Raw genomic sequence first — 24,711 nt, forward strand, 5'->3', positions numbered from 1 at the left:
GGCGAAATAGACTCTAGGGTGTGGCGCCTCCAGCCGCGTTCCAGCGCTTCATCGACCGCTTCAGCACATCGTGCGGCAGGCCGAAGACCTTGAATCCATCCGCCCCCGTCATGTCGCGCGCGGCGACCATCGCGTTGACCACGGCTTCCTCGGTCGCATCCACCGTCGCCTCGAACAGCGGCGTCAGTTCCTCATTCGAATACATCTCGACCTGGGCCTGGCCGCTCTGCACCGCTGGCACTTGCGGATTCGCGGTCGAGAAGGCGACGAAGATATCGCCCGAGCCCGCGCTGGCGACCGAACCCAGCCGGCCGAGCCCGAGACCCGCGCGCTTCGAGATGCGCTTGAGCTGGTGCGGCAGCAGCGGCGCATCGGTTGCGACCACGATGATGATCGAGCCGTCGCGCGCCCGACCGACCGGAGCGGCTGCGGGCGCGCAGGCCCGGACGCCCTTGCCGTCGCCGCCCACCTTGCAGGGCAGATAGCTGTCCGCCAGTTCCTTGCCGACCGGCGCCCCGCCGATCCGCAGGCTTTTGCGGTCGCCATAATTGCACTGCACCAGCACGCCGACGGTGTAGCTTTTCCCGCCCTGCTTCACGATGCGCGACGAGGTGCCGATGCCGCCCTTGAACATGTTGCAGATCATGCCGGTGCCGCCACCGACCGCGCCTTCCGTCACCGGGCCGCTCCGCGCGGAATCCAGCGCCTGGCGGACATGCTCAGGCTTCACATGGAAACCGTTGATGTCGTTGAGCACGCCATCAAAGGTTTCCGCGACCAGCGGCACGAACCAGCGCGCGTTCCAGCCCTTGTCGACCATCCAGCCCACGGCGGTGTCGCGCGCGATGCCGACGCTGTGCGTGTTGGTGATCAGGATCGGCCCGTCGAGCAGGCCGCGCTCCTCCAGCCAGACGGTGCCGGTCATTTCGCCCGCGCCGTTGAGCGTCGACCAGCCGGCGAAAACCGGCGTCGTCGACTGGCGCCCGCGCGGGATCACCGCGGTCACGCCGGTGCGCACCGGGCCTTGGCCGACCTTCGTCGCGCCCTCGCCCGAAATCAGCGTGGTATGGCCAACCTCGACGCCGGCGACATCGGTGATCGCGTTGAGCGGTCCGGTCTCGCCGTGGAAGGGAACGCCGAGGTCGCGCGCGCGCTCGGGCGCGGTCTGGGCGCCGGCCATGCCGGTGAAGCCGCCTGCCAGGGCGAGCACGGCGAGCGCCGCACGGACTGTTCGATTGGTCATATATCCCCCGGCCGATGAAATAGCGGCTGATTGTCGCGACGGCGGCGCAAACCGCAAGGTGCGAAGCGCCGACCGGCGTTGCCCCCAGCGCACCAAGACGGCTTGTATTCGTGGCGATGGTCAACATAATCGCCCGATGCCGAAACCGACCGATAATGCCCCATCATCGCCCGATGCCAGCGATGCGCGGCACACGCCGATCCCGCCTTTCGCGGCGTTGCGCGCGTTCGAGGCGGTCGGCCGCGAAGGCGGCATCCGCAAGGCGGCGGCGGCGCTCAATCTCGACCATGCCGTGGTCAGCCGCCATATCCGGCTGCTCGAGGAATGGATGGGCATCGGCCTGTTCCACCGTGACGGCGGACGGTTGCGACTGACCGAGGCGGGCGGACGTTTCCATGCGCGGATCTCCGGGGCGATCGCCGAGATCGCGCACGCGACGACCGATGCGATGGACAATGACGGCCATCGTGGACGCAGTCTCAAACTCTGGTGCGTGCCGGGCTTCGCCGCGCAATGGCTGACCGACCAGATCGCCGATTTCGAAGCACTCCATCCCGATCATCGCGTCGAATTGCGCCCGACCGATGCCGCGGCCGACCTGCTCGCGCGCGAAGCTGATATCGATATCCGCTTCTATGGCGACGACTGGCCGCCCAGCCCCGGCGGCAAGGGGCTGCGCTTCGTGGCGCTGGCGCGGCCGTCGATCATGGCGGTCGCCAATCCAGAGATGGCGGCGCGGCTGGCGCAGGCCTCGCCCGCCGACCTGCTCGACGCGCCCCTGCTGCACGAGGAGCATGACGAACAATGGCGCGCCTGGCTGCGGCTGAACGGCGTCGCGCCCGCCGGCCGGATCGCGGGTCCGCTGCTCTGGCACGCGCACCTTGCGATCGCCGCCGCGCGGCGCGGGCGCGGCGTGGCGCTGGCGAGCGACTATCTGGTCGCCCGCGATCTCAAACAGGGCACGCTGGTCGAAGTGCGGATGCCCGGCACGCGCCAGGTGGAGCTGGGCACCTATGCCTTCGTCACGCGCGAGGACCGCTGGTCCTCACCCGCGATCACCGCGCTCCGCCGCTTCCTGCTCGCGCGCGCGGCGGGATAGGCGAAACGATCGGATGCTCAAGCCCTTCTAGCTCGACGCACCTTACCCCTCCATGGTCATTGCGAGGAGCGTAGCGACGAAGCAATCCAATGCCGGACGCATCTCTGGATTGCTTCGCTTCGCTCGCAATGACGGGGGTGGCCGGAACGACGCTCAAGATGGCTCGGATGATGCTTACTTCAATCCACCGCGCGCAGGGCGGTGCCGATCCGTTCGACGATCTCGTCGATCTGCGCCTCGCTGATGATGAGCGGCGGCGACAGCGCGATGATGTCGCCCGTCACGCGGATCAGCAGGCCGTCGTCGAAGCAGCGCTGAAAGACATCGAATGCCCGCCGCCCCGGCGAGTCCGCTCTGGGCGTCAGTTCGATGCCCGCGATCAGGCCGAGATTGCGGACATCGACGACATGGCGCTCGCCCTTCAGCCCGTGCACCGCCGCCTCCCAATAGGCGTTGAGATCGGCGGCGCGCGCGAACAGCCCGTCCTCGGCATAGACACCAAGTGTGGCGAGGCCGGCCGCGGCGGCAAGCGGATGGCCCGAATAGGTATAGCCGTGGAAGAATTCGATGCCGCGCGGCGCGCCTTCGACGATGCGATCATGCACAGCACGGCTGGCGGCGACCGCGCCCATCGGCACCGCGGCGTTGGTCAGCCCCTTGGCCATCGTGACGATATCGGGAGTGATGCCGAAATAATGCGCGGCGGTGGGCGCGCCCAGCCGACCGAAGGCAGTGATCACCTCGTCGAAGATCAGCAATATGCCGTGGCGCGCCGTGATCTCGCGCAGGCGCTCGAGATAGCCGCGCGGGGGAACGAGCACGCCGGTGGAACAGGCGACCGGTTCGACGATCACGGCGGCGATCGTCTCCGGCCCATGCAGCGCGACCAGCCGTTCGAGCTCGCCCGCCATGTCCTCGTTGGTGTCGGGCTGCCCGCGCGTGAACGCCGCCTCCGCGCGATAGGTGGCGGAGAGATGGTCGACGCCCCAGATCTGCGCGCCGAAACTGCGGCGATTGCCGCCGATCCCGCCGACCGAGGTGCCGCCCATGTTGGTGCCGTGATAGCCGCGCTCGCGCCCGATCAGCCGCGTGCGTGCGCCCTCGCCATTGGCGCGGTGATAGGCGAGCGCCATCTTGAGCGACGTATCCGCCGCTTCCGACCCCGAATTGGTGAAGAAGATGCGATCGAGCCCGGCCGGCATCATGTCGGCCAGCGCGCTTGCCAGCTCGAACGCCTTGGGATGGCCGAGCTGGAAGGTCGGCGCGAAATCGAGTTCGGCGGCCTGTTCGCGGATCGCCTCGACGATCGCCCGTCGGCCATGGCCGGCATTGACGCACCAGAGTCCCGCGGTCGAGTCGAGTACGGGCCGCCCCTCCGGCGTGCGGTAATACATGCCCTCCGCCGAGGCGAACATGCGCGGCCGTGCCTTGAACCCGCGATTGTCGGTGAAAGGCATCCAGAAGGCGGACAGATCGCCACCGGCCTGTTCGGGATTCATGGGGCTCGCATCCTCCTTTGTCGCCAGCGCTCTGGCTCGCGCTGAATGTCGCGCCAAGGATAGCGGAGGGCAAGGTGCCAAGCTCGCCGCATCGTTGCCCTGCGGGCAACACCGTGCCTGCTGATGCCGGCCTATTCGATCGCGTCGACGCGATCGGGATAGAAGGCCAGCCGGTCCCGGATTTCGGCGACGGCCGGGTGCGGATGCTCATAGCTCCACACCGCGTTCCGCGAACGATCGCCGCCGATGGGAATGCTGAAATAGGATGCCTCGCCCTTGTACGGGCAATAGGTCGCGTGCCCGGTCCGTTCGAGCAGGGCCATGTCGACATCGGCGCGCGGGATGTAATGGACGGGCGGATAGCAGGCTTCACGCAGCGTCAGCGCGCGCCGCGTATCCGCGACGATCCGCCCCGCGACGGTGACGACGACGCGCCCGGGATGCGCCTCGATCGTGATGGGATGATCCGGACCGGGGATCAGGACAGGCTTGTCGGTCATGACGCGGCTCCCTCGATTTTCATCAAGATAGGGAGCCGGCCACGCCGCTTCTACGTCGCCGGCCGCAATTCCGGCCCGCCACGGAACAGGCGATACAGGCCGACGGTCAGCAACGGCAGCACCAGCACGACCAGGAAATAGGCCGCGCTGTAGCGATATCCCGTGCCGATCAGTTCAATGAGGCCGATCGCGGTGGCGGCATAGCCCGCCAGGATGATCAGCGCGATCGCGATCGCCGGACGGGCAGCCTTGGGCAAGGGCCGGCCGCGATCGAGCCCGGTGCGCGCCAGCCGCTCGTTGAAGCCGTGCAGCAGGCCCACGCCCGTCTTCAGCAGCGCGCCGAAGATCACCAGCCGGATCACCAGCGACAAGGTCGGGCTGTCGACACGATCGAGCACATAGCTGACCGGCAAGGCGGACGCCTTCACCTCCGGATAAAAGGCGCTGAGCGTAAGGAGGAAAGCGAAGCCGGGAAACAGGATCAACGGCCCGGCGATCGCGCCCGCCACCAGCGCCTCGCGCCGGCTCGCGAAATCGCGCGCGACGAAGATCAGCACGGGCAGGATGGTGATGTTGTACGCGGTATAGCTGACGCCGTTCCACAGCGCCGGGCCGGCATGGACGGGTTCGGCGCCGAGCGCGCCCGCCATATCGCCGCCGAATTGCGCGACGACGAGCACGAACATCGTGCCATAGGCGATGTAGAAGATGATCGACCAGGCGGAGATGACGCGCTCGATCCAGGTGTTGCCGAAAAAGACGAGGCCCGCCACCATCGCCATGAACAGGCTGGCGCTCAGCCAGTGCGGCATGCCCGCCAGTTCGGCGAGCAACTCGCTCGCCGCCGCCGATACCACCGCCAGCGACAGGATGAGCGCCGCGATATAGCCGATCTCGAACAGCCAGCGGAACCGGCCGAGCAACAGCCCCATCAGGCTGTTATAATCGAACGCCCCGGCGCTCCGCGCGAGTTCGAAGGCGATCATCGCGCCGATGCTGAACAGCAAGGCGGTAAGCGCCATGCCGATCAGACCGGAGGCCGGATTGACCGAGAGGAAGAACTCCACGAGTTCGCGCCCGGTGGCATAGCCGCCACCGACGAGCACCGCCTGGATGACGAGGCCGGGCACCACATAGCGAGTCAAACCGCGCACATCATTCCTCCCGCCATGTATCGAGCGCTTCCCGACGAAACCGGCCGCCGCCCTTTCGGGTAGCGAACGCGAATTGCGCGATCATGCCCGTTCCGCCGCGCCCGCGCTTTCCGAATCGGGACTGGTTGTATCCCGATCGGGTCAGACGCGGCGCGTGGCGGCACCAGGCTCAGCGCGCGCCGGCCACGCGGACCGAGATCGCCGACGGCTGGCTGGCCGTATGGACGATCGAATGGGTCTGCGCCTTGAAGTCGCCCGGCCTGGCCTTGAGGATGTTGGGCACGAAGGTCTGCGGATTGCGGTCGATCAGCGGGAACCAGCTGCTCTGCACCTGGACGGCGATGCGGTGCCCCTTCTTGAAGACGTGCGATGCCGAATGCAGGTCGATATCGTAGCGCAGCACCTTGCCCGGTGCGATCGGCTCGGGCTTTTCATAGCTGGTGCGGAAACGCCCGCGGAACACGTCGTTCGCGACCATGCGCTGGCGGCCGCGCAGCTCGACCGGCGTCGCCTCGTCCGACGGCGAGACGTCGATCAGCTTGACCACCCAGTCGGCATCGCTGCCCGTGGTGCTCGCGAAAAGCTGCGCGGCGATGTCGCCCGAAATCGTCAGATCCTCGGCCAGCGGTTCGGTCTGCCAGAACAGCACATCCTTGCGCTTGGCGAAGGGCGCCTGATCATCGGCGATCCAGCTCGACCAGGTGGAGCCGGGGCGCATGAAGGGCTTCAGGTTCGCCCGGTCGCGATAGGGCACGGGATTGGCGGGATCGGAGACGAAGCTGTCCGCCTTCTCGCCCGCGCCGGGCGCCTCGAACGACAGCCTGCCGCCGCTGCGCAGATACAGCTTCCGCTCGACGCTGTCGGCCGGCGGCCATTGCTTCAGCTTCTGCCACTGGTTGCTGCCCGACTGGAAGACCAGCGCCTCGGGCTGGTCGAGCGTGCCGATCCCTTTCAGCCAATAGCGGAACCAGGGCAGTTCGACATTGGTGCGGAACTCGGTGCCGGTCGGCGAACCGAGCTGATAGGGGCCATAGCTGCTGCCCTCGCCACGCCAGCCGCCATGATTCCAGGGACCGACGACGAGATAGTTGAGCCCCTTGTCGTCGCCCTTCTCCTGATTGGCGTAGATTTCCATCGGCCCGTAGAAATCCTCCTGATCCCACCAGCCGGCGACGATCAGGTTGGGCGTCGCCACCTTGGCGGGCATCATGTGCGAGGTGCGGCCCGTCTTCCAGAAAGCGTCGTAATTGGGGTGATTCACGAAATTCTGCCAGCTCGGCATGGTGCGGCCCAGCTTCTGCTGGTCGAGCGTCGCGAGGTCGGTCTGCTTCAGATACCAGTCATAGGCGTCGTCGGTGCCGAAATCGAAAGCCTGCATCGATCGGCCGTCGGTTTCCAGCGCCGACACCCATGACCAGGCATAATCGAGGCGGAAAGCGCCATTGTGCAGAAAGTCGTCGCCGATGAACATGTCCTCGGGCGAGGCCTGGGACGAGACCGCCTTGAGCGCCGGATGCGGATCGATCGTCGCGATGGCCGATGTCCAGCCGCCATAGGAGACGCCGAATACGCCGACCTTGCCGTTATTGTCGGGCAGGGTCTTCACCAGCCAGTCGATCGAATCATAGGTATCGGTCGCCTCGTCGATCCCGTCGGGCGTCGTCCTGGTCGGCCGCAGATTGACGAACTCGCCCTCCGACGCGAAACGGCCGCGAATATCCTGGAAGACGAAGATATACTTGTCGGCAGCCAGCTCGGCATAGCCGCCGCCCTTGGCCAGCGCATGATCGATCCGCGCGCTGGTGAAGCCATAGGGCGATCGCGTCATCATGATCGGCAGCTTCTCGGTCACGCCCTTGGGGCGCCAGACCTGCGCGTGCAGCTTCACGCCGTCGCGCATCGGGATCATCACATCTTCGCTGACATAGCCGGAAACCGGGGCTTCGGCCGGCGCCGGCTGGGCCTGCGCGAAGGCGGCGGGTGTCGATACGATCGGCGTGGACAGGCCGCACAGCGCCGCCACCGCCAACAGCCGGGCCAGATGCCCGCGACGAACCCTCAATCCATTCATGCAACGCCTCCCATTTTTCCGGCGAGACGAGACGAACGGAAATGATTTGTCAATATCTTCGAGAATTTTTCCAGACAGGATCAATAAATCCTGAACTGGCGCGCGCTACGGTCGTCATTCGGCGAGCGCGACCTCGACGGTGGTCGACAGGCCCGGTCGCAGCCGCGCCAGATCGCGCTGTCCGGCATCGAGCACGATCCGCACCGGCACGCGCTGCACGATCTTGGTGAAATTGCCGCTGCCGGGCTCGAACGGCAGCAGCGAGAATTCCGAACCGGAGGCTGGTGCGAAACTCTCGACACGCCCGGTCAGCGCATCGCCACCCAGCGCATCGACCTTCACCCGCGCCGTCTGGCCGACCAGCATGCGCCGGGTCTGGGTCTCCTTGAAATTGGCGACCACATAGAGCCCCTGATTGGGAACGAGGGTCAGCAACCGCGTGCCCGGCTGGACGAAATCGCCCGGCTGCGCCTGGCGGTTGCCGACAATGCCGGAGACGGGCGCGCGCACCAGCGTGTAGCCGCGATCCTGCTCGGCCAGGCTGCGTGCCGCGCGGGCGCGCTCGGCCCCCGCCAGCGCGCGCTCCAGATCGGCCTGAAGCCCCGCGCGACGGGTCGCCGTCACCGTCGCGCGATCGCGCGTCGCCGCGAGGCTGGCGATATCGTGCTGCGCCCTCGCGCGCGCATCGGCGGCGGCGGCGCTCACCCGTTCTGCATCGCGACGGGTGGCGAAACCGCGCTGCATCAGCGCCGCGAAACGGTCATTGTCCGCCTCGGCACGGCGGCGCTCCGCGTCCGACGAGGCGATCGCGGTCCGCGCCACCGCGATATCGGCGTCGGCCAGCCGGTTTTCCGCGACATGCGACGCCAGCGCCGCGCGCGCCGCCGCCACGCCCGCATCGGCGTCATGCACCGCGGCGTCGGCGGCGGCGAGCCGGGCGGCGAATTCGCGATCGTCGATGCGCACCAGCGGATCGCCCGCGCGGACCTGCTGATTGTCGCGCACCAGCACCGTGGTGATCTGCCCGCCGATCCGCGAGGAGACCATCGTGCTGTCCGCGCGCAGATAGGCATTGTCGGTCGCTTCGCGTGACGCCGGCGAGAGGATCCAGGCGACGCCCGCCGCCGCCAGCAGCAAGGCGGCACCGCCCGCGACGAGCGGACGCGGAACGCGGCGCGGTGGCGCATCAGCGACGGGCGCCGCCACGATCGGTTCGGCGGTCAGCGCGTTCATGGCGTGATCACCAGCAATGTCGAGGTGGCGGAGGCGAGCAGACGCCCGTTCGCATCGGTCAGCTTCGCCTCAGCGAAAGCGACGCGACGCCCGATCGATATCACCGTGCCTTCGGCTCGGACCCGGCCGGTCCTGGCGGTCATCGCGCGGTGATAGGCCACTTTGAGCTCGAGCGTCGTATAGCTCTGCCCCGGCGCGAGCCGTGAATGGGTGGCGATGCCGCAGGCGGAATCGAGCAGGGTCGCGGCATAGCCGCCATGCACGGTGCCGAGCGGATTATAAGTGCGCCCGTCGGGCTCCCCTTCGAACACGGCGCGCCCCTCCGCCACCTCGACCAGCGCGAAATCGAGCGTGCGGCCGATCGGCGGCTGGTTGCCATGCGCCAGCATCGCGCGGAGCTGATCGAGGCCGGAAAGATCGGCGCTGTCACTCATGCCCCGCCTCCCAGCCCGAACCGGTTCCGGATCGCGGCGGCGGCATGCGCCAGGATCGCATCGGACTGGGCGGGATCCGCCACGGCGCGCGACAGCGACAGCGCACCGACCATTTCCGAAAGCATCGCACTCGCGGCGGCATCGGCATCAGCCACGCCGAGACGCGCCAGCGCACCGGCCAGCCAGCCGGTGAGCGCCGCTATACCCCGGCCGAAACGCTCGCGCGAAACCGGCTCCAGCCGCGCCATGTCGGTCGAGAGCGCGGCGATCGGGCAGCCGCGTTCGCGCGAATCGCGGTGCCGCCGCGACAGGTAGAAACCGACATAGGCGTCGAGCGCGGCCGCCGGATCGCGCTCCGCCGTCTCATGATCGAAACGCCCGCGCACATCATCGAACATCACGCCGATCGCCTGCGCGACCAGATCGTCCTTCGACGCGAAATGCGCGTAGAATCCACCATGGGTGAGCCCGGCCTGCTTCATCAGCGCGGCCACGCCGACGCCGTCCGGCCCCCTGGCTCGGATCGCCGAGGCCGCCTCTCTCAGGATCTTCTCGCGGGTCTTTCCCCGGTGTTCGGCATCGTAGCGCATCGCCGCCTCTTGCTTTATATGATGATCATCATATTATCACCGTCCCGCAAGCGCAAGGGGTGAAGGAGCGATGGCGAACACGATGATCGCCCCGGAGGCGCTGCCGGACGCGCGCAAATATCTGATCTTCGGGGTGATGGCGTTCGGCCAGTTCCTGGCGCTGATCGACATCCAGATCGTCGCCTCCTCGCTCAACGAGGTGCGCGCGGGGCTGTCGGCGAGCGCCGACGAGATCAGCTGGGTGCAGACCGCCTATCTGATGGCGGAACTGGTGATGATCCCCTTCGCCGCGTTCCTGGCGCAGGCGATGTCGACGCGCTGGCTGTTCGCGCTGTCGGCCGGCCTCTTCACGGTGGCGAGCGCGCTGTGCGGCCTGGCCTGGAGCATCGAATCGATGATCGCCTTTCGCGCGCTGCAGGGCTTTGTCGGCGGCGCGATGGTGCCGACCGTGTTCGCGACCGGTTTCGTGCTGTTCACCGGCAAGCAGCGCGCGATGATCCCCGCGATCCTCGGCATGGTCTCGGTCCTCGCGCCCACGATGGGGCCGACGCTGGGCGGCTGGATCACCGACGCGTTCAGCTGGCGCTGGATCTTCTACGTCAACATCGTGCCGGGCACGCTCGTCGCGGTGCTGGCGTTCCTGTTGATCCGTGTCGACCAGGCCGATCCGTCGATGCTGAGGCGGATCGACTGGATGCATCTGGCGGCGATGGCGGTGTTCCTGGGCGGGCTCGAATATGTGCTGGAGGAAGGCCCCCGGAACGACTGGTTCGAGGATGAGGCGATCGCGATCGGCGGCTGGCTGTCGTTCGTGGCGCTGCTGCTGTTCCTCGAACGATCCTTCCGGTCGAGCCGCCCGATCGTCAGCCTGACGCCCTTTCGCCGGCCGACCTTCGTTTTCGCCTGCGTGTTCAACCTGGTGATCGGCTTCGGCATCTATTCGGCGACCTATCTGGTGCCCGTCTTCCTGGGCACGGTGCGCGGCTATAACGCGTCGGAGATCGGCACCACGGTGTTCGTCGCCGGACTGATCCAGATGCTCGGCGTGCCCGTCGCCGCCGCGCTTTCGCAACGGATCGATCCGCGGATCATGATCACCTGCGGCCTTGGCCTGTTCGCCGCCGGCCTGTGGATGTTCAGCTTCATGACGCCCGAATGGGGTTTCCACGCGCTGCTCTGGCCGCAGGCGGTGCGCAGCTTCGCGATCATGCTCTGCATCGTGCCGAGCGTGACAATGGCGCTCGCCGGCTTCGAGGGGCCGGAACTGCGCTACGCATCCGGCCTGTTCAACCTGATGCGCAACCTGGGCGGCGCGATCGGGATCGCATTGGTCAACACCTGGCTGCAGGACAATGGCCGGCTCCACATGCTGCGGCTGGGCGAGGCTTTGGGCAGTGCGGGCCGCAGCGGCGGCGAGCTGATCGAGGCGCTGGCCCGCCACGCGAGCACGATCACGCCCGATCCGGCGCGCGCGCTGATGATGGCGCAGGCGCTGGCGGGGCGGATCGTCCAGCGCGAAGCGCTGACATTGGCGTTCAACGACGTCTTCCGGCTGATGGCGCTGCTGTTCCTCGCCGCGCTGGTCCTGGTGCCCTTTTGCCGGCCGGTCCGCCAGGGCTGATGGCGGACCGGCCGCTCGATCATTTCCGCCAGACCGCGACGCTGGCCGAACCGCAGGTATAGGATGAGGTCCGCTTGTAACCCTGCTTGGTATAGTCGGCGTGCCTGGCCGCCGCTTCCGCCGCGCTCATGCCATGGAAGGTCGCCCATTTGCCCTGCGCCGGAACCCATTTGGAATCATAGGTCGCGCCGTTCGCCTTGCAGGTGACGATATCGGGCATGATGCCCGAATCGGCGAGATGGTCGACCATGCGCTGATAATTGGCGCTGGCCACGCCGTTGAAGCTGTAATTGCCGATGCGGTGCGGCGCCCAGAGCAGCACCGGTGCCAGCGGCATCTCCTTTCCGGCAAGCGGCGTCCATGTGCCGTTGATCTCCGCCGCGTCGTTGACCAGCGTGTTCGTCATCCCGCGCTTGAACGGCATCGGCTGGGGAACACCGTTTTTGACGACATGGACATGCAGGTGCGGCCCGGAGGAATCGCCCGAATTGCCGATCACCCCCAGCTTCTGCCCGGCAACGATGCGCGCGCCGTTGGTCACCTTGGTCTCCAGCAACAGGCTGGGCGAATTGCCGTCGCGTTTGGTGCTGGTGAGCAGGGCCGCATTGTGCGGGCAGAGCGAGGCTTCGATGCCGCCGGCCGGCGCATGTGCATAGAGCACATGGTTCCCGTCATCCTGGAGCACCCAGAGATGGTTGCCGCCGAACGGCATATTGCCCTTCGTGAATTCGGCATGTTTGCTGCCGGGAATATTCTCCGGCGCGTTGCGCCAGCAGCCGACAACGGTGCCCGATGCGATGGCGTAGAACGGCTTTCCATAGACCACCCAGTTCGACAGGATCTTTTTGTCCGCATTGGCGGTCTTCAATCCCGACCAGATATTGTCGGCGCCCAATCGACGCGCGCCGATATCCTTGCCGAGCACTTGGGTGGGATTTTCCTTCGAATGGACGCCCGCCGAATAGCGTTCCTCCGGCCCCAGATCATTGGCGCGCAGCGGCGGTTCATAACCCGCCTGCGCCATCGCCGCCCCGCCGGGAATCATCGCGGCGCAGGCCATCAGAAGATGGGCGACCCCGCCCCTTGCACGCGTGTGAACCATCGCAACTCTCCCAGAACGATTGATACGAACCGCTGCGATATCTGGTCACATCGCATGGCCCGCGGACCTAAGGGGGATGAGAAGGACGGAGACAAGCGCGCGGCCGATCGGCCGGTGCGATGTATCCACGCGTGCAAGATCCGTATCGCCGGCGACGGCGGCCACGCCCGAAACGACCCTTGTCATCGCATCGGCCAGTGCTCTTCGGCTGCCGCCGTTTCGCGCAACGCCTATCTGAGCGCGCGGATCCAGTCCCACATATGTTCGCCACCGGGATCGCGGGCGGGCTCGGGCAGGCGGCTCGCGGCAAGCGCGCGTGCCTCGTTCGGGGTCAGGCCGAAGCGCTGCCGAAAGGCGCGCGCGAAATTGGTGCGCCAGAGAAAGCCGCAGCTTTGCGCCACATCGGCGATCGCGATGCCCCGCCGGGCGGGATCGCGCAGCATGGCATGGGCCAGATGCAATCGGTGATCACGCAGGCAGGCAGCGAAGCCACCATGCGGCTCCATCAGATAGTAGAGCTTGCGGCGCGATATGCCGAAACGCGCCGCCACGCCGGCCACGCTCAAACCGGCATCCGCCGCATTCTCGCCCAGGAAGCGGCGGATCCGCGCGGTCAGGATCGGATCGAAGCCTGCCGCTTCCTCTACCGGCCCTTCCGCGTTGAGCACCGCGGCGGCGAGGGAGAGCGTCGGCCGCACCACCGCCTCGGCATCGCCGGCGCTCATCATGGGGGCGGCCGCGAACAAGGCGACCAGATGATTGCGCAACAGCGCCGTGAGCGGCGCGGCGCCCGGAATCCGCCGCAGATTATGCGCGTCGGGCGCATCGAGCAGCGGAGCCAGCAACCGGCGCGGCACAGTGAGGTTGAGGCTGTCGAACGCGCTGGCCACCGTCGCCTGACGCTGCGCGAGATCGGCGACGAGCAGATCGCCCGCCATCGCCTCTCCGTTCCCCATGCCGTCGCGCGGCCCATGCCGGCCGGACAGGCAGAATTGCAGCGTGATATGATCGATTCCGTCGCGGCCGATGCGCGCGCGAGACCGATCGAAGGTTTGCGCCGAACAGCGATAGGCCGTCAGCACCACCTCACCGAAATGAAAGGCCTCGGCGCGGAAATGGAATTCCGTATCTTCCACCAGGCGCGCGCGGACATCGTAAAGCGCGCCCATGCTGTCATGCCACAGCGCCAGTGCGGCGGCCGGCCGCATGCGCGCCGTATCGAGCAGGCTGTACGGGATCCGGATTCCGGCGTCGGGACCATGTTCGAGCATCTGCACACCGCCCTGTGCCCTATCCCACCCGGACAGGACGCTCGGTCAGAGCGGTGCGATCGTCAAGCCCGGAATGCGGAAGCCCGCCGCGTTCAGGCGATCCGCGTGAAATCCATGCCGCAGAAGATCAGGCGGGAAGGAACGCCGTTCACCGCCCCGTCGAACCAGACCCGGGTGACGCCGCCGATATCCTCCTTGGGCGACCAGAAGCCGGCCGGCCGGCGGACGAACTCGCCCGCGCCTTCCGCGACGAGCCGGTTGCCACGCACCAGGACCGCGAATGTCCCCTCCGGACCGCCATATTCGCCGGCCAGCGGCTTGAGCGCCGTCGCCGCCACGGGTTGCTGCGGCGCCGCGCCGCGACCGAACAGCGTGTCGCCCCACCAGAAACGGTCCGCCGCCTCACCCTCGAAATCGAGCTGGTGTGCGGCATAGGCCGGATGATCGGTCGCCAGCGATGCCTGACCGGCCAGTTCCACCCTGCCCTCTCCGCGCCCATCCGCGAGCACGAGCCCCGTATCGGTGGCGCGCAGCGTGACCGAACGGCCGTTCGGCCCAATGAAAGTGCCGGCATAGCGTTCCGGCTTCGGCACGCGGCGGAAGGCGAGCGGATCGGGCGGTGGCGGCAATGCGGCGCCCGCCGCCACAGCGCGCATGAGCTGCACGGCGTAAGCGGAGGTCTGGCGCGGACGATAGGAGACCAGCCGCCCATTGACGCTGGCGAAACAGGCGACACCCGCCGCCGGATCGGCATGGAAGGCCGACGAGAACAGCGTCATGCCCCCGGTGTGGTGCAAGGCGGGCTTGCCGTCGATCTGCACGGTGCCGAAGCCGCTGGCATAGCGCGCGCCCGGCCCGAATTCGGAAGAGGCGATATCGGCGGCGAGCAGCTTGCGCGCGGCCGCGTCGGACATGAGCGGTCCGCCCTTGCCCGCGCCCAGCGCCAGTACATAGCGCAGATAGCCCGCCATGCCCTCCGCCGAGGCGGCGACCGCGCCGGCCGCATTGTCAGACTCGCTCCACGGCCCCACGATCAGCGCGGCGCGGCTCATCGCCGCGCCATCCTCGCGGAAAGGCACATAGCCCGTGGCATAGCGCCCGCGATCGGCGGTGCGGATATGCGCGGCCGCGCCCGTCATGCCCAGCGGCCGCAGCACATCGTCCTCCAGCGCCTGGACGTGCGATTTGCCGGAGACCTTGCCGATGATCAGCCCGAGCATGGCATAGCCGATATTGCTGTACGACATGCGCGCGCCCGGCTTGAAGCCGGCCCATAATTTGCCGTCGGGCGTGCGCGGGAAGACCGGCGCGTCATGCGCCAGGCCGCCGGCATGGTTGAGCAATTGCAGCACCGTCATCGGCTGGGCAGGCAACGGCACACCGGACAGATAGCGGGAAACCGGCGCGTTCAGATCGATCAGCCCCTTGTCCTGCGCGGCATGGAGCCACAACCCGGTGATCGACTTGCTGATCGATCCGATCTGGAAAAGCTGTTCGGGGTCCACCGCCACGCGCTTGTCGACATCCGACCAGCCGACGCAGAGCGAGGCCGCGAAGCCCTGTGCGTCGACCAGGCTGATCGTCATGCCGGGCAGGCCGACCGCGTCGAGCTCGGCGGCGGCATAATCGCGCAGCCGTTCCAGCGCCTCGCCATAATCGCGGCCCGACTTGTTGCGGATCGAAAGCGTCGCCGGCGGTTTCGCCGCGCTCGCCATCGCGGGCAGGCTCGCCGCGACGGTCCCGATCGCCGCCATGCCAAGCAGATCGCGCCTGTTCACGCCCATCATTCTTCTCCCCAATCCGGTTTTCGGTCGCCGCCTCTGGCCGCGCATGCTCTGGCCAAACCCCGATCTCGTCAAGGCGAAGAATGGCCTGAACAGGACAAGATTATCCGAATTCTTATTCAGGGGGCCGTTACGATCCGTACCACCGGAGAGAGGCGATCGAAGACGACCACCGCGTCGAAGGCGCTTGCGGGCGCCATCAGCATCTCGGTCGTGAAATTGGCGCGGATCGTCCGGTCGCGCGCCAGCCATGAGGAGACGCGCGGCGCGGTTCGGGCGGTGCGGAGATCGAGGATGAAATCGCCGCGCCCGGCGGCCGAGAGCGCGGCATCGAGGCTGCCCGGCGGCTGCGCGTCCGGCATGTCGGCGGGCGGCGACGCGGCGGAGCTTGCCGCGACGATCAGCAGATCCTTGCCCAGGGCGGCGCGCAGATGCTGGCCCATCGCCTTTGGCGCCTGCGCATAGACGCTCCAGATCCCGCCGCGCAGCGGCGCGTTCACGACATGGCCGTTATGCGCGAAGACCAGCACCCGCCCCGCCGGCCCCTCGCGATCGAGCACCCAGCGCACATTCTCCGCCATCGCGGCGTCACGCACCGCATCGGCCCTGTAGAGGTTCGGCGACAGCGTCGCGCCCGGCGCCTCGGGCGGCACCGCACCGAACAGCGCTTCAAGCTGGCGCGCGGCGATCATGCTGTTGCGCGCCCAGTCATAATCCGCGCGCGTCGACGCCGCGATCAGCGCCGCGCGATGACGGTCGAAAAAGCCGATCAGCCCGGCGATCGCCCGGCGCAGGCGGGTGCGATCGCGCGGCGCCAATGCGGCATGGCCGTCATGGCTGAAGCGATCCACAAGGGGGGTGATCGCCTGCCGCGCCGCCAAAGACCGGTCCGGCGCGGCACGTTCCAGATAGGCAAGGCCATCACGCAGGGTGCCGGCCGCGTTGCGCCACAGGCCGCTCGCCTCGCCGCCGCTCATGTCGAAGCCGTAAAAGCCGATCTTGCGGCCGGCGCCGCGATCGGCGTTGTAGCGGCGGATCCAGTCGATCAGCTCGCCATTCTCGGGATAACGCCCGAAACCCCAGGTCAGCCCGCCGGGCAGGAGCCGGCGGATGTCGCCCGGCCCGCCCGCCGCATAATCGTGCAGGCGGCGCGATTCACTGATCCCGGATTCGATCGCGATCGCGGTGAAGCCCCCCTGTTCGACAAGCGCGCGGAACAGGCAGTTGCGAAAGGCGAGCGGCTCATGCGCGCCATGGCCGGGCTCGCCGAGCGCGACCACCCGCGCCTTGCCGATCATCGACAGGATCGGCGCCATCGCCGCCCGATATGACGGCGACGAACAGTCGGGCAGCGGAACCGCATGGTCGCGCGCCCATGCGGCAAAGGCATCGTCCTGCCCGTCCGGCTGCCGCGCCATCGCGGGCGACGCGGCCAGCGCGAGCGCAATCAGTGGCCAGGGCCGGAAGCGCCGCGACCGCACGGCGCGCCCGATCACGGCAAGTCGACCCGATAGGCCGGAACGCCGGTCAGCAGCAGTCGCTGCGCCTGCCCATCGATCATCGTGTCGAACGCCAGCCATTCGGGTGCGTGCGCGGGGCTCGCCATCCGGAAACGCGCGCCATCGGCTTCGAGCGGCGTGGCGTCGCCATCGGCATAGGCCATCATCAACCGGCCATTGCGGACGAGAATGTGCAGGTCCGGCCCCTCCTCGCCATGCATGCGATAATGGCCGACAAGCGCATGATAGGCGGCGGGCGCCTCGACGGGCCTGGCGGCGCCCTTCGCGACATAGCCGGTCGCGCCTTCGACGATGTCGGTCACCACGCCTTTGTCATCGCGAAAGAAGGTGAAGGCGCGCGGCCCCCTGGGCGTCACATACAGCCCCCAGCTCTGGTCACCCAGGCGCGTCAGCGGCAGCGCGGCGCCACCCTCGCTCAGCATCAGCCCACCCTTCGCATCCGTCGCGAAGCGCAGCACCTCCCCCTTCGGCCCCGAGAACTGGCCGACGAAGTCCGCCGCCTCGGTGCGCAGCGCGGGCGGCGCGGCGGCCGGTGCGGGCTTGCCGCCGCTGGCCTGGACCAGACGGGCGATGATGCGATCGCGCAACGCCCGGTCGAGCGGACCGTTGGCGAGCAGGACCACGCCGAAACCATCGGCCAGATGCGCCGACAGATACGCGCGGAACCCCGCGATCGCACCGCCATGCGCGATGACGCGCCCACCATCCTGCACATCGACGCCATAGCCGTAATTGTCGCGCGCCGGCGTCACGAACCGATCGAAGGCGCGTGCCGAGATCAGCCGGCCCGATGGCGTATCGCCACGCGCCAGCAGCATCCGGGCATAGGCGCTCATATCCGCCGCGTTCGACACGATCGCGCCGTCCGACGCCAGATAGTCGAACCAGGGCGCCTCGACGAAACCGCCTTGGGGCGTGCGATCATAGCTGGTGGCGATCTGGCCGCGCAGCCGGCCGTCGATCTGCGGCGCGCTCGCCGTCATGCCCAGCCGGTCGAACACGCGCTGTTGCAGGATCAGCGGAAAAGGGCGCTGGTCGATCTTCTCCGCCGCATAGCCGAGCAGTTGATAGCCCGAATTGGAGTACCAGAAATGCGCGCCTGGCGCGTAGCGCGGCTCGAAATCGTCGAGCGCCGCGATCAGGAAGCGCATCGACGCGACATGGGTCAGGTAATTGGGCAGGCCCGCCGTATGCGTCAGCAGCGCATGGCCGGTGATCGCCGGGAAACGCGAGCGCGGATGGAAATCGGGCAGATAGCGGGCGATCGGCGCGTCGGGATCGAAACGCCCCTCGTCGGCGAGCTGCATCATCACGATCGCGTTGAACGATTTGGAGATCGATCCGATCGCGAAGCGCGTTTCCGCCGTCACCGGCTGACGACGGGCGATATCCGCATAGCCATGCGTCGCCACCATCAACAGGCGCTCACGGCTGGTGACCGCGACAACAAGGCCGGTATCGCCGGGCGCCGATTCCACCATGGCGCGCACGTCCGCGAGTGCGGCGCGCATCGCCGGCGTTTCGGCCTGCGCGGCGGCGGGCGTGGTGAATGCGAAGCCCAGCGCGAGCAGCAGCGCGGCCAGGAGGGATTTCAAGCGAGGCATGCGTTCACCAGTTCGTCAAATGCCCGGCCCGGCCGCATCGGATCGGCGACGGGCAGATTCCATTGATCGGCGCAGCGCGCGATCGCATCCGCCGCGGCCTCGGCCGAAAGCCCGGCGGTGTTGAGCGACACGCCGGCGCAGCGCGCTGCCGGATTGGTGAGCCGCGCCAGCCGCACCGACATCGACACCGCCTCGCCGATCGATGGCAGGGGATAGCCGGAAAGCCCGACGATATTCTCCCGCCCATGGGCATGGCAAAGGACGAGAATATCGGGTTGCGATCCGTGCAGCAGCCCCAGCGACACGCCGGCATAGGAGGGATGGAAAACCGATCCCTGCCCCTCGATCACGTCCCAATGATCGGGATCGGCGGCGGGGCTCAGCAGTTCCGCCGCCCCGGCCACGAAATCGCTGACCACCGCATCGATCGGAATGCCCGATCCCGCGATCATGATTCCCGTCTGACCCGTCGCACGGAAATCGGCGTCGAGGCCGCGTGCACGGAACGCCGCGGCGAGCGACAGGGCGGTGTATTTCTTGCCCAGCGCGCAATCGGTGCCGACGGTGAGCAGCCGCTTGCCCGTCCGTGGACGACCATTGCCGATCGGCAGATCGGCCGGCGGCGTGCGGATATCGATCAGCCTGCGCCCGAGGCGTTCGGCCGCAATCTGGAGGCGGGGATCGGCGGACAGACGGTCGTGCGCGCCGCTGACGATATCCAGCCCCGCTTCCAGCGCTTCGAGCAGACAGGGAATCCATGCCTCGCGAATGCCGCCGCCGATCGACGCCATCGCGAGTACCAGCGCGCGCGCGCCGGCGGCATGCGCCTCGCCTGGCCGCATCACGGGCATGCCCAGCGAAGCGAGAGCGCCATCGCATTTATATTCGGCGACGCACAGCGCCGGCGCCCAATCGCGCAGGCCCAGCCCTGTCTTCAGGAATGTCGCATCATCGGCGTCGCCCAGGAACAGAAGATAGGGGCGCGGCAGATCGATCAGTGCACTCATTGCTTGAACTCCGAATAAACCGGTCGGCCGGGCCGGGCGTCGGGCACCAGCGCCCCGCCATCGACGACATGCACGCCGTTCACCAACACGTAGCGGAACCCCTCCGAATAGCGCGCCGCGTCGCCATAGACCGCCTTCGCACCCACGGTCCTGGGATCGAACAACACAATATCGGCATCGGCGCCGGGCTGGAGCCGCCCCTTGCGGCGCATCGCCGGCACGAAGCTCTCAAGCCTTTGCGCGGGCATCAGCGACATCTTGCGGATCGCCTCGCTCCAGCCGAGCACCTGCGTGTCGCGCACATAGTGACCGAGCACGCGCGCGAAGGTGCCGGCCGAGCGCGGATGGCTGTTCGGCCCCTCGATATTGCCCGCGTCGCTCGCCACCAGCACGAGCGGATCGCGCAGCAGCGCGCCGATGGTCTCCTCGCTGTTCATGTGCATGATGACGCCGTCGTCGCCTGTGCCCGATCGCAGCGCGTCGAACTCGGCCTGGGTCAGCCGCTTGCCGGTGACGCGCGACTGGAGATCGCCGACGGTGACGCCCCAGCGCTTCTCCCAGCCGGGCTCGAAGATCACGCTGCGGATCGCATCGACCGAACCGTCCCACGGATAGGTTTCGGTCGAGATATCGATGCCGCGTTCGCGCGCCGCGCGCATCAGCCGCACCATCAGCGGCGCATCGGACATCGCCATGCTGTTGATATGGACGACATGGACGCAGGCATTGGTGATGGCGGCGTTGGCGATGCTTTCCTGCACCGATTCGAGCGTGCTGTCCGGCTCGATCAGGCTGCCGTAGCGAACATGCGTGAAGACGCAGCTCTTCGTCTTGCCGGCGACGCGGGTGACATCGAGCATTTCCTTGTGCGTGATGCCCGGCGCATATTGGGTGCCGCTGCCGATCCCGATCGCCCCGTCGCGCAGCCCTTCCTCCAGCAACGGCGACAGCCGCGCATATTGGGCGTCGGGAATGGGCCGGTTGATCTCGTCCGCGGTAAAGGCGGCCATCTCGTCCTCGAGTGCCGCCAGTCCCGCCGCGCCGCCGCCCTTCTGAAGGAAATAGCGGATCGCGGTATGGCCGACGCTGGTGCCGTAGTTGAGGCGCTCGCGCCCCTGTTTCGCATCATACCAGTTCGCCACCGGATAGGTGCCGATCTCCAGCTCCAGCCGGGTGGTGACGCCGTCCTTCGCCTCGAAGGCGGCGGTTTCGTCGTTGGTGGCGTGCGAATGCAGATCGATGAAGCCCGGCGCCGCGATCAGCCTGCGTGCATCGATGGTGCGCCGCCCCTTGAGAGGCGCTTCGCTGACGGCGGCGATCCTGTCGCCGTCGACCGCGATGTTGCGCACCCCGTCCAGCCCGGTCTCCGGATCGATGGCCCGCGCACCGATATAGACGATGTCGTGCACCGCATCATCGCCCTGCGCGACCGCGAAGCCTGTCGGGAAGCCGAAAGCCAGCACTGCCCCGGCCATCCCCAGCATTCGCGCGCCGGACGGTCGCTTCCGGCTCGGGCTGCATTCCTGACTGAGCGTCTTCATGATGCGCGTTCCCTGCGCTTTGGTGAGGATCGACATGCCGGGGCTCGCGCCCCGACGATGCGGCCCCCATGAGAAAGCGGATTTGATATAATTCTGTCAATTGATAGTTTATTTGGAAAACTAACATCGGCATGGGCAGGCGACGAATCATGGCAGGCAGAAACGGAGACAGGAAATCGGATGCGGACCGGGGGCCGGTCGATCCCGCCGACCCGGCGGCCAGCCTGCCCAATATCGCGATATTGCGGCGCCTGCGGAACGAGCTGGCCGATTACACACCGGCTGAACGCGCGGTCGCCAAACATATCCTCGCCGAATATGCGACTCTCGGCTTCGAGACCGCCGAATCGCTGGCCGACAGGATCGGCGTCAGCGCGATCACCGTCGGCCGCTTCGCCCGCCGACTGGGCTATCGCAATTTCAAGGCGCTGAAGAACGAACTCAAGGAGAGCAGCACCGACGCCTTTCCCTGGCTGATCGGCGAGGATCTGGCGGATTTCGTCGATGGGGCGGATCAGTCCGACGGAATGGAGAACAGTCATCAGCGCGAGATGAATGCGCTGATGGCAGTCTATCGTCTGGCGAAAACCCCGGGCTGGGCGGATCTGGTGGAGTTGCTCGCCCGCTCGCGCACCGTCCATGTCGCGGGTTTCCAGACCGAGCGCGGCATCGCGATGCTGCTCGCCCATCACCTGCAGTTCATGCGCGACGGGGTGCGGCTGGTCGATCTGAGCGCGGGCAATTATGCCGATGTGTTCGCGCTGGAGGAAGCCGACACCTGCCTGGTGGTGATCGACATCCGCCGCTATTCGCGCCAATCCTATCTGGTCGCCGAACAGGCGAGCCAGCACGGCATTCCCCTGATCGTGCTGACCGACATCTATTGCGACTGGGCGCCCCGCTTCACCCCGCATGTCGTGACCGTGCCGACACAGACCGGCATGTTCTGGAGCTCGCCCGTGGCCCTGGTCTGCGCGGTGAACCTGATGGTCAACGGCGTGATCAAGCTGATCGGCCCGCGCGTCGAGCAAAGGCTGGAGAAGCTCACCCGCCTCCACCAGACCTTTACCGGCTATGCCGGCCACCAGCCGCCACGCCCGAGGCGCCCGTAGACGCGCCGGGACGGATAGCGGTACCGCCCTGGCCTAGCGGAACATGAAATAGTCGTAGGCGGAGCGCGCGACCTCCGCGACCGCCTTTTCGCGGGCGTCGTTCGACGTCGTACTGCCCTTGGTATAGACCGAGATCGCGACATGACCGCGCCCGCCCGGCAGCGTGATCACGCCGACATCGTTGATCGTGCCGCCCAGCGTGCCTGTCTTGTGCGCGACGGGCGTATCCGCCGGCAACAGGCCCTTCAGCCTCTTGTCGCCCGTCGTCGTCCGGCTCATCACGCCAAGCAGGAATTCGGTGCTCTTCGCGCTCAGGATCTTGCCCGACCAGATCTTGGCAAGCAGATCGATCATCGCCAGCGGCGTGCTGCTGTCATTGGGATCCGCATCGAAATCGGCGCGCGGCAGGTTGCTCGCCGGGATCGCCGCGCCGGACGCGCGCGCCGCGCGCAGACCCTCGCGCAGCGGCACGTCGGCCGGCAGCTTGTAGAATTTCTTCAGCAGCGTCTTCGTGTCGGCATTGACGTTCTGATCCTTGATGCCGAGCGCGCGCAGGTTCGCGGTCACCGCGTCCGGGCCGCCGGCCAGCGCGGTCATGATGTCGGTCGCGGTATTGTTCGACTGGATGATCATCACCTCGATCAGATTGGCGACCGACAACTGGATGCCTGGATGGAAGATACCCGGCGCGACGGGGCCGGATTCGTTGATATTGGCATCGGCCACTGGCACGAGCTGATCGAGCGTGATCTCGCCCTTGTCGACCCGGCTCAGCACCTTGACCGCGACCGCCACCTTGAAGGTGCTCGCCATCGGGAACATCTCGGACCCGTTGACCGAAACCTGCTGCCCGCTCTCCAGGTGCCGCGCGGCGAAACCGATCTTTCCGCCGCCGAGCGCCTTGGCGTAATCCGCCACCGCAACGTCGAATCCCTTTTGCGTCGACGCGCTCGCGGCGACCGGCCTGGCTTCCGGAATATTCTGCGCCCAGGCCGGGGACGCGATGGCGACGGCGGCGGCAATGGTCGGGATCAGCAGGCGCATGGATTTTCCTTTCAGGGACGGCTTGAATCTGGAAGCGGACGGGATGTTCGATGGCGCAGGCCATGAAACAGTCCGGCAGGTTTAGCGGTCGGGAATTCCCGATTGCAATGGCCGGCAAGCCGTTCGCTCTCCACTTTACGACTACAATTGTAATCGATAATGTGGCGATCACGGCAGGTACCGGTGAAACAGGGTATGGCGAATAGCGGATATGACCGATGGACGCGCCGCTCGGCATTGGGCGCGCTGGCCGCCGGGTCCTTCTGGAGCGGCATAAGCGCCCATCCCGTGCGCGCGACAAGTTCGACGAAACCAGCGCCCATCGACAGGTCCGGCTTCGTGCCGATCGGCGGCCTCGATCAATGGATCGGCATCCGTGGCGATGACATGCGCAATCCCGTCCTGCTGGTCGTGCACGGCGGACCGGGGGAGGCGCAATGGCCGATGGCGGCGCATTACCGGGTGTGGGAAAGACATTTCACCGTCGTGCACTGGGATCAGCGCGGCGCCGGCCACAGCTTCGGTCGCCATGGCACGGCGACGCCGGACATGACGCTGGAACGGATCAGCAGCGACGGCGCCGAACTTGTCGAGCATCTCTGCCGCACGCTCGGGCGGAAGCGGATCATCCTGCTCGGCCACTCATGGGGATCGACCGTCGCCGTCAATATCGTGCAGCGACGACCCGATCGCATCGCCGCCTATGTGGGCACCGGCCAGGTCGGTAGCTGGAAAGGCGCGATCGCGATCAAGTTCGACCTGCTTCTGTCGAAAGCGCGGGCCGATGGCGACCATGCGGCGGTCGCGGCGCTGGAAAAGAGCGGGCCACCCGATCCGGACGATGCCATGGCGGTCTTTGCCCTCAACGATCGCATCCATCGCTACTGGCCGCCATCCGACATCGAATGGGTCAAGTCGCTTCGCGCCAATGCCGCCGCCGCGCGATCTTCCGATCCGCAAAGCTACAAGGATTTCGAAGACGGGTTTCGCTTCAGCGCCCGACAGGTCGTTTACGATCAGATCAAGGTGGACCTTCCCGCCACGGCCGGCACGCTCGACACCGCTTTCTTCGTGCTTCAGGGACGCGACGACCTGATCACCCCGACCCGCGACGCCATCGATTATTTCGAGCGCGTCGTCGCGCCCTTCAAGAAACTGATCCTGATCCCCGACGCCGGACACTTCGCATTCATGACGGCGCCTGACGCATTTCTTGGACATTTGACGGGCGCGGTCAGGCCCGTCGCCATCGAACGCGGAGCGTGACGCTCTCGACGGGCTG

20 protein-coding genes are annotated in these 24,711 nt (G+C 67.2%); 4 read left to right on the forward strand and 16 right to left on the reverse strand.

Annotated elements, in window-relative coordinates; all coding sequences use genetic code 11:
• Positions 1–13: 13 nt before the first annotated feature.
• Positions 14–1,243 (reverse strand): DmpA family aminopeptidase, encoded by a 1,230-nt coding sequence (locus tag K7G82_RS16055; protein ID WP_246623620.1) that lies wholly within the window; start codon positions 1,241–1,243, stop codon positions 14–16.
• A gap of 136 nt (positions 1,244–1,379) precedes the next feature.
• Between K7G82_RS16055 and K7G82_RS16060 the strand changes: the two genes are divergently transcribed.
• A complete protein-coding gene (locus K7G82_RS16060) occupies positions 1,380–2,342 on the forward strand; it encodes a LysR substrate-binding domain-containing protein (RefSeq protein WP_222990936.1) in 963 nt (320 codons plus the stop codon).
• A 179-nt stretch (positions 2,343–2,521) separates the two neighbouring features.
• Here K7G82_RS16060 and aptA read toward each other — a convergent pair whose 3' ends face one another.
• The 7 genes from aptA to K7G82_RS16095 form a co-directional block, all read right to left on the reverse strand.
• Positions 2,522–3,841 (reverse strand): omega-aminotransferase AptA, encoded by a 1,320-nt coding sequence (aptA, locus tag K7G82_RS16065; RefSeq protein WP_246623621.1) that lies wholly within the window; start codon positions 3,839–3,841, stop codon positions 2,522–2,524.
• A gap of 131 nt (positions 3,842–3,972) precedes the next feature.
• Positions 3,973–4,341 carry a DUF427 domain-containing protein gene (locus tag K7G82_RS16070; RefSeq protein WP_222990937.1) on the reverse strand — a complete coding sequence of 123 codons (369 nt, stop codon included), beginning with the start codon at positions 4,339–4,341 and terminating at the stop codon, positions 3,973–3,975.
• 50 nt (positions 4,342–4,391) lie between these two features.
• Complete coding sequence (locus K7G82_RS16075; RefSeq protein ID WP_222990938.1) at positions 4,392–5,495, reverse strand: YkvI family membrane protein; 1,104 nt, start codon at positions 5,493–5,495, stop codon at positions 4,392–4,394.
• A 169-nt stretch (positions 5,496–5,664) separates the two neighbouring features.
• Positions 5,665–7,566 (reverse strand): CocE/NonD family hydrolase, encoded by a 1,902-nt coding sequence (locus K7G82_RS16080; RefSeq protein WP_222990939.1) that lies wholly within the window; start codon positions 7,564–7,566, stop codon positions 5,665–5,667.
• 114 nt (positions 7,567–7,680) lie between these two features.
• The gene (locus K7G82_RS16085) at positions 7,681–8,799 is read right to left on the reverse strand and encodes an HlyD family secretion protein (protein WP_222990940.1); all 1,119 of its coding nucleotides are present in this window, start codon (positions 8,797–8,799) and stop codon (positions 7,681–7,683) included.
• Entirely contained in the window at positions 8,796–9,233 is a 438-nt protein-coding gene (locus K7G82_RS16090) for a PaaI family thioesterase (protein WP_222990941.1), read from the reverse strand. Before K7G82_RS16090 ends, K7G82_RS16085 begins: the two co-directional genes overlap by 4 nt.
• The gene (locus K7G82_RS16095) at positions 9,230–9,823 is read right to left on the reverse strand and encodes a TetR/AcrR family transcriptional regulator (protein ID WP_222990942.1); all 594 of its coding nucleotides are present in this window, start codon (positions 9,821–9,823) and stop codon (positions 9,230–9,232) included. Before K7G82_RS16095 ends, K7G82_RS16090 begins: the two co-directional genes overlap by 4 nt.
• A 70-nt stretch (positions 9,824–9,893) precedes the next feature.
• Here K7G82_RS16095 and K7G82_RS16100 point away from each other — a divergent pair, with 70 nt between their 5' ends.
• Positions 9,894–11,444 carry a DHA2 family efflux MFS transporter permease subunit gene (locus K7G82_RS16100; RefSeq protein WP_222990943.1) on the forward strand — a complete coding sequence of 517 codons (1,551 nt, stop codon included), beginning with the start codon at positions 9,894–9,896 and terminating at the stop codon, positions 11,442–11,444.
• A gap of 19 nt (positions 11,445–11,463) precedes the next feature.
• Here K7G82_RS16100 and K7G82_RS16105 read toward each other — a convergent pair whose 3' ends face one another.
• From K7G82_RS16105 to K7G82_RS16135, 7 genes are all read right to left on the reverse strand, one after another.
• Positions 11,464–12,546: a M23 family metallopeptidase gene (locus K7G82_RS16105; protein WP_222990944.1), complete on the reverse strand. Its 1,083-nt coding sequence runs from the start codon at positions 12,544–12,546 to the stop codon at positions 11,464–11,466.
• Between the two features lie 230 nt (positions 12,547–12,776).
• Positions 12,777–13,817 (reverse strand): AraC family transcriptional regulator, encoded by a 1,041-nt coding sequence (locus K7G82_RS16110; protein WP_222990945.1) that lies wholly within the window; start codon positions 13,815–13,817, stop codon positions 12,777–12,779.
• Positions 13,818–13,909: 92 nt separating this feature from the next.
• Complete coding sequence (locus K7G82_RS16115) at positions 13,910–15,601, reverse strand: serine hydrolase domain-containing protein (protein ID WP_222990946.1); 1,692 nt, start codon at positions 15,599–15,601, stop codon at positions 13,910–13,912.
• Positions 15,602–15,720: 119 nt separating this feature from the next.
• A complete protein-coding gene (locus K7G82_RS16120; RefSeq protein WP_343228592.1) occupies positions 15,721–17,082 on the reverse strand; it encodes an erythromycin esterase family protein in 1,362 nt (453 codons plus the stop codon).
• An 11-nt stretch (positions 17,083–17,093) separates the two neighbouring features.
• Positions 17,094–18,725 carry a serine hydrolase domain-containing protein gene (locus tag K7G82_RS16125; protein ID WP_222990947.1) on the reverse strand — a complete coding sequence of 544 codons (1,632 nt, stop codon included), beginning with the start codon at positions 18,723–18,725 and terminating at the stop codon, positions 17,094–17,096.
• Positions 18,713–19,732 (reverse strand): N-acetyltransferase DgcN family protein, encoded by a 1,020-nt coding sequence (locus K7G82_RS16130; RefSeq protein ID WP_222990948.1) that lies wholly within the window; start codon positions 19,730–19,732, stop codon positions 18,713–18,715. The genes K7G82_RS16125 and K7G82_RS16130 overlap by 13 nt, the downstream gene beginning before the upstream one ends.
• On the reverse strand, positions 19,729–21,273 hold the full coding sequence (locus K7G82_RS16135; protein WP_246623622.1) for an amidohydrolase family protein: 1,545 nt from the start codon (positions 21,271–21,273) through the stop codon (positions 19,729–19,731). The genes K7G82_RS16130 and K7G82_RS16135 overlap by 4 nt, the downstream gene beginning before the upstream one ends.
• Before the next feature lie 149 nt (positions 21,274–21,422).
• On the opposite strand from K7G82_RS16135, the gene K7G82_RS16140 reads away from it, so the two are divergent.
• Complete coding sequence (locus K7G82_RS16140; protein WP_222990949.1) at positions 21,423–22,385, forward strand: MurR/RpiR family transcriptional regulator; 963 nt, start codon at positions 21,423–21,425, stop codon at positions 22,383–22,385.
• A gap of 33 nt (positions 22,386–22,418) precedes the next feature.
• On the opposite strand, the gene bla is transcribed toward K7G82_RS16140, so the two are convergent.
• Positions 22,419–23,429 carry a class A beta-lactamase gene (gene bla, locus K7G82_RS16145; RefSeq protein ID WP_222990950.1) on the reverse strand — a complete coding sequence of 337 codons (1,011 nt, stop codon included), beginning with the start codon at positions 23,427–23,429 and terminating at the stop codon, positions 22,419–22,421.
• Between the two features lie 195 nt (positions 23,430–23,624).
• Between bla and K7G82_RS16150 the strand changes: the two genes are divergently transcribed.
• Positions 23,625–24,695 (forward strand): alpha/beta fold hydrolase, encoded by a 1,071-nt coding sequence (locus K7G82_RS16150; protein ID WP_222990951.1) that lies wholly within the window; start codon positions 23,625–23,627, stop codon positions 24,693–24,695.
• Positions 24,696–24,711 lie beyond the last annotated feature (16 nt).

Source organism: Sphingomonas colocasiae (assembly GCF_019880585.1).
GTDB classification, from domain to species: Bacteria; Pseudomonadota; Alphaproteobacteria; order Sphingomonadales; family Sphingomonadaceae; genus Sphingobium_A; species Sphingobium_A colocasiae.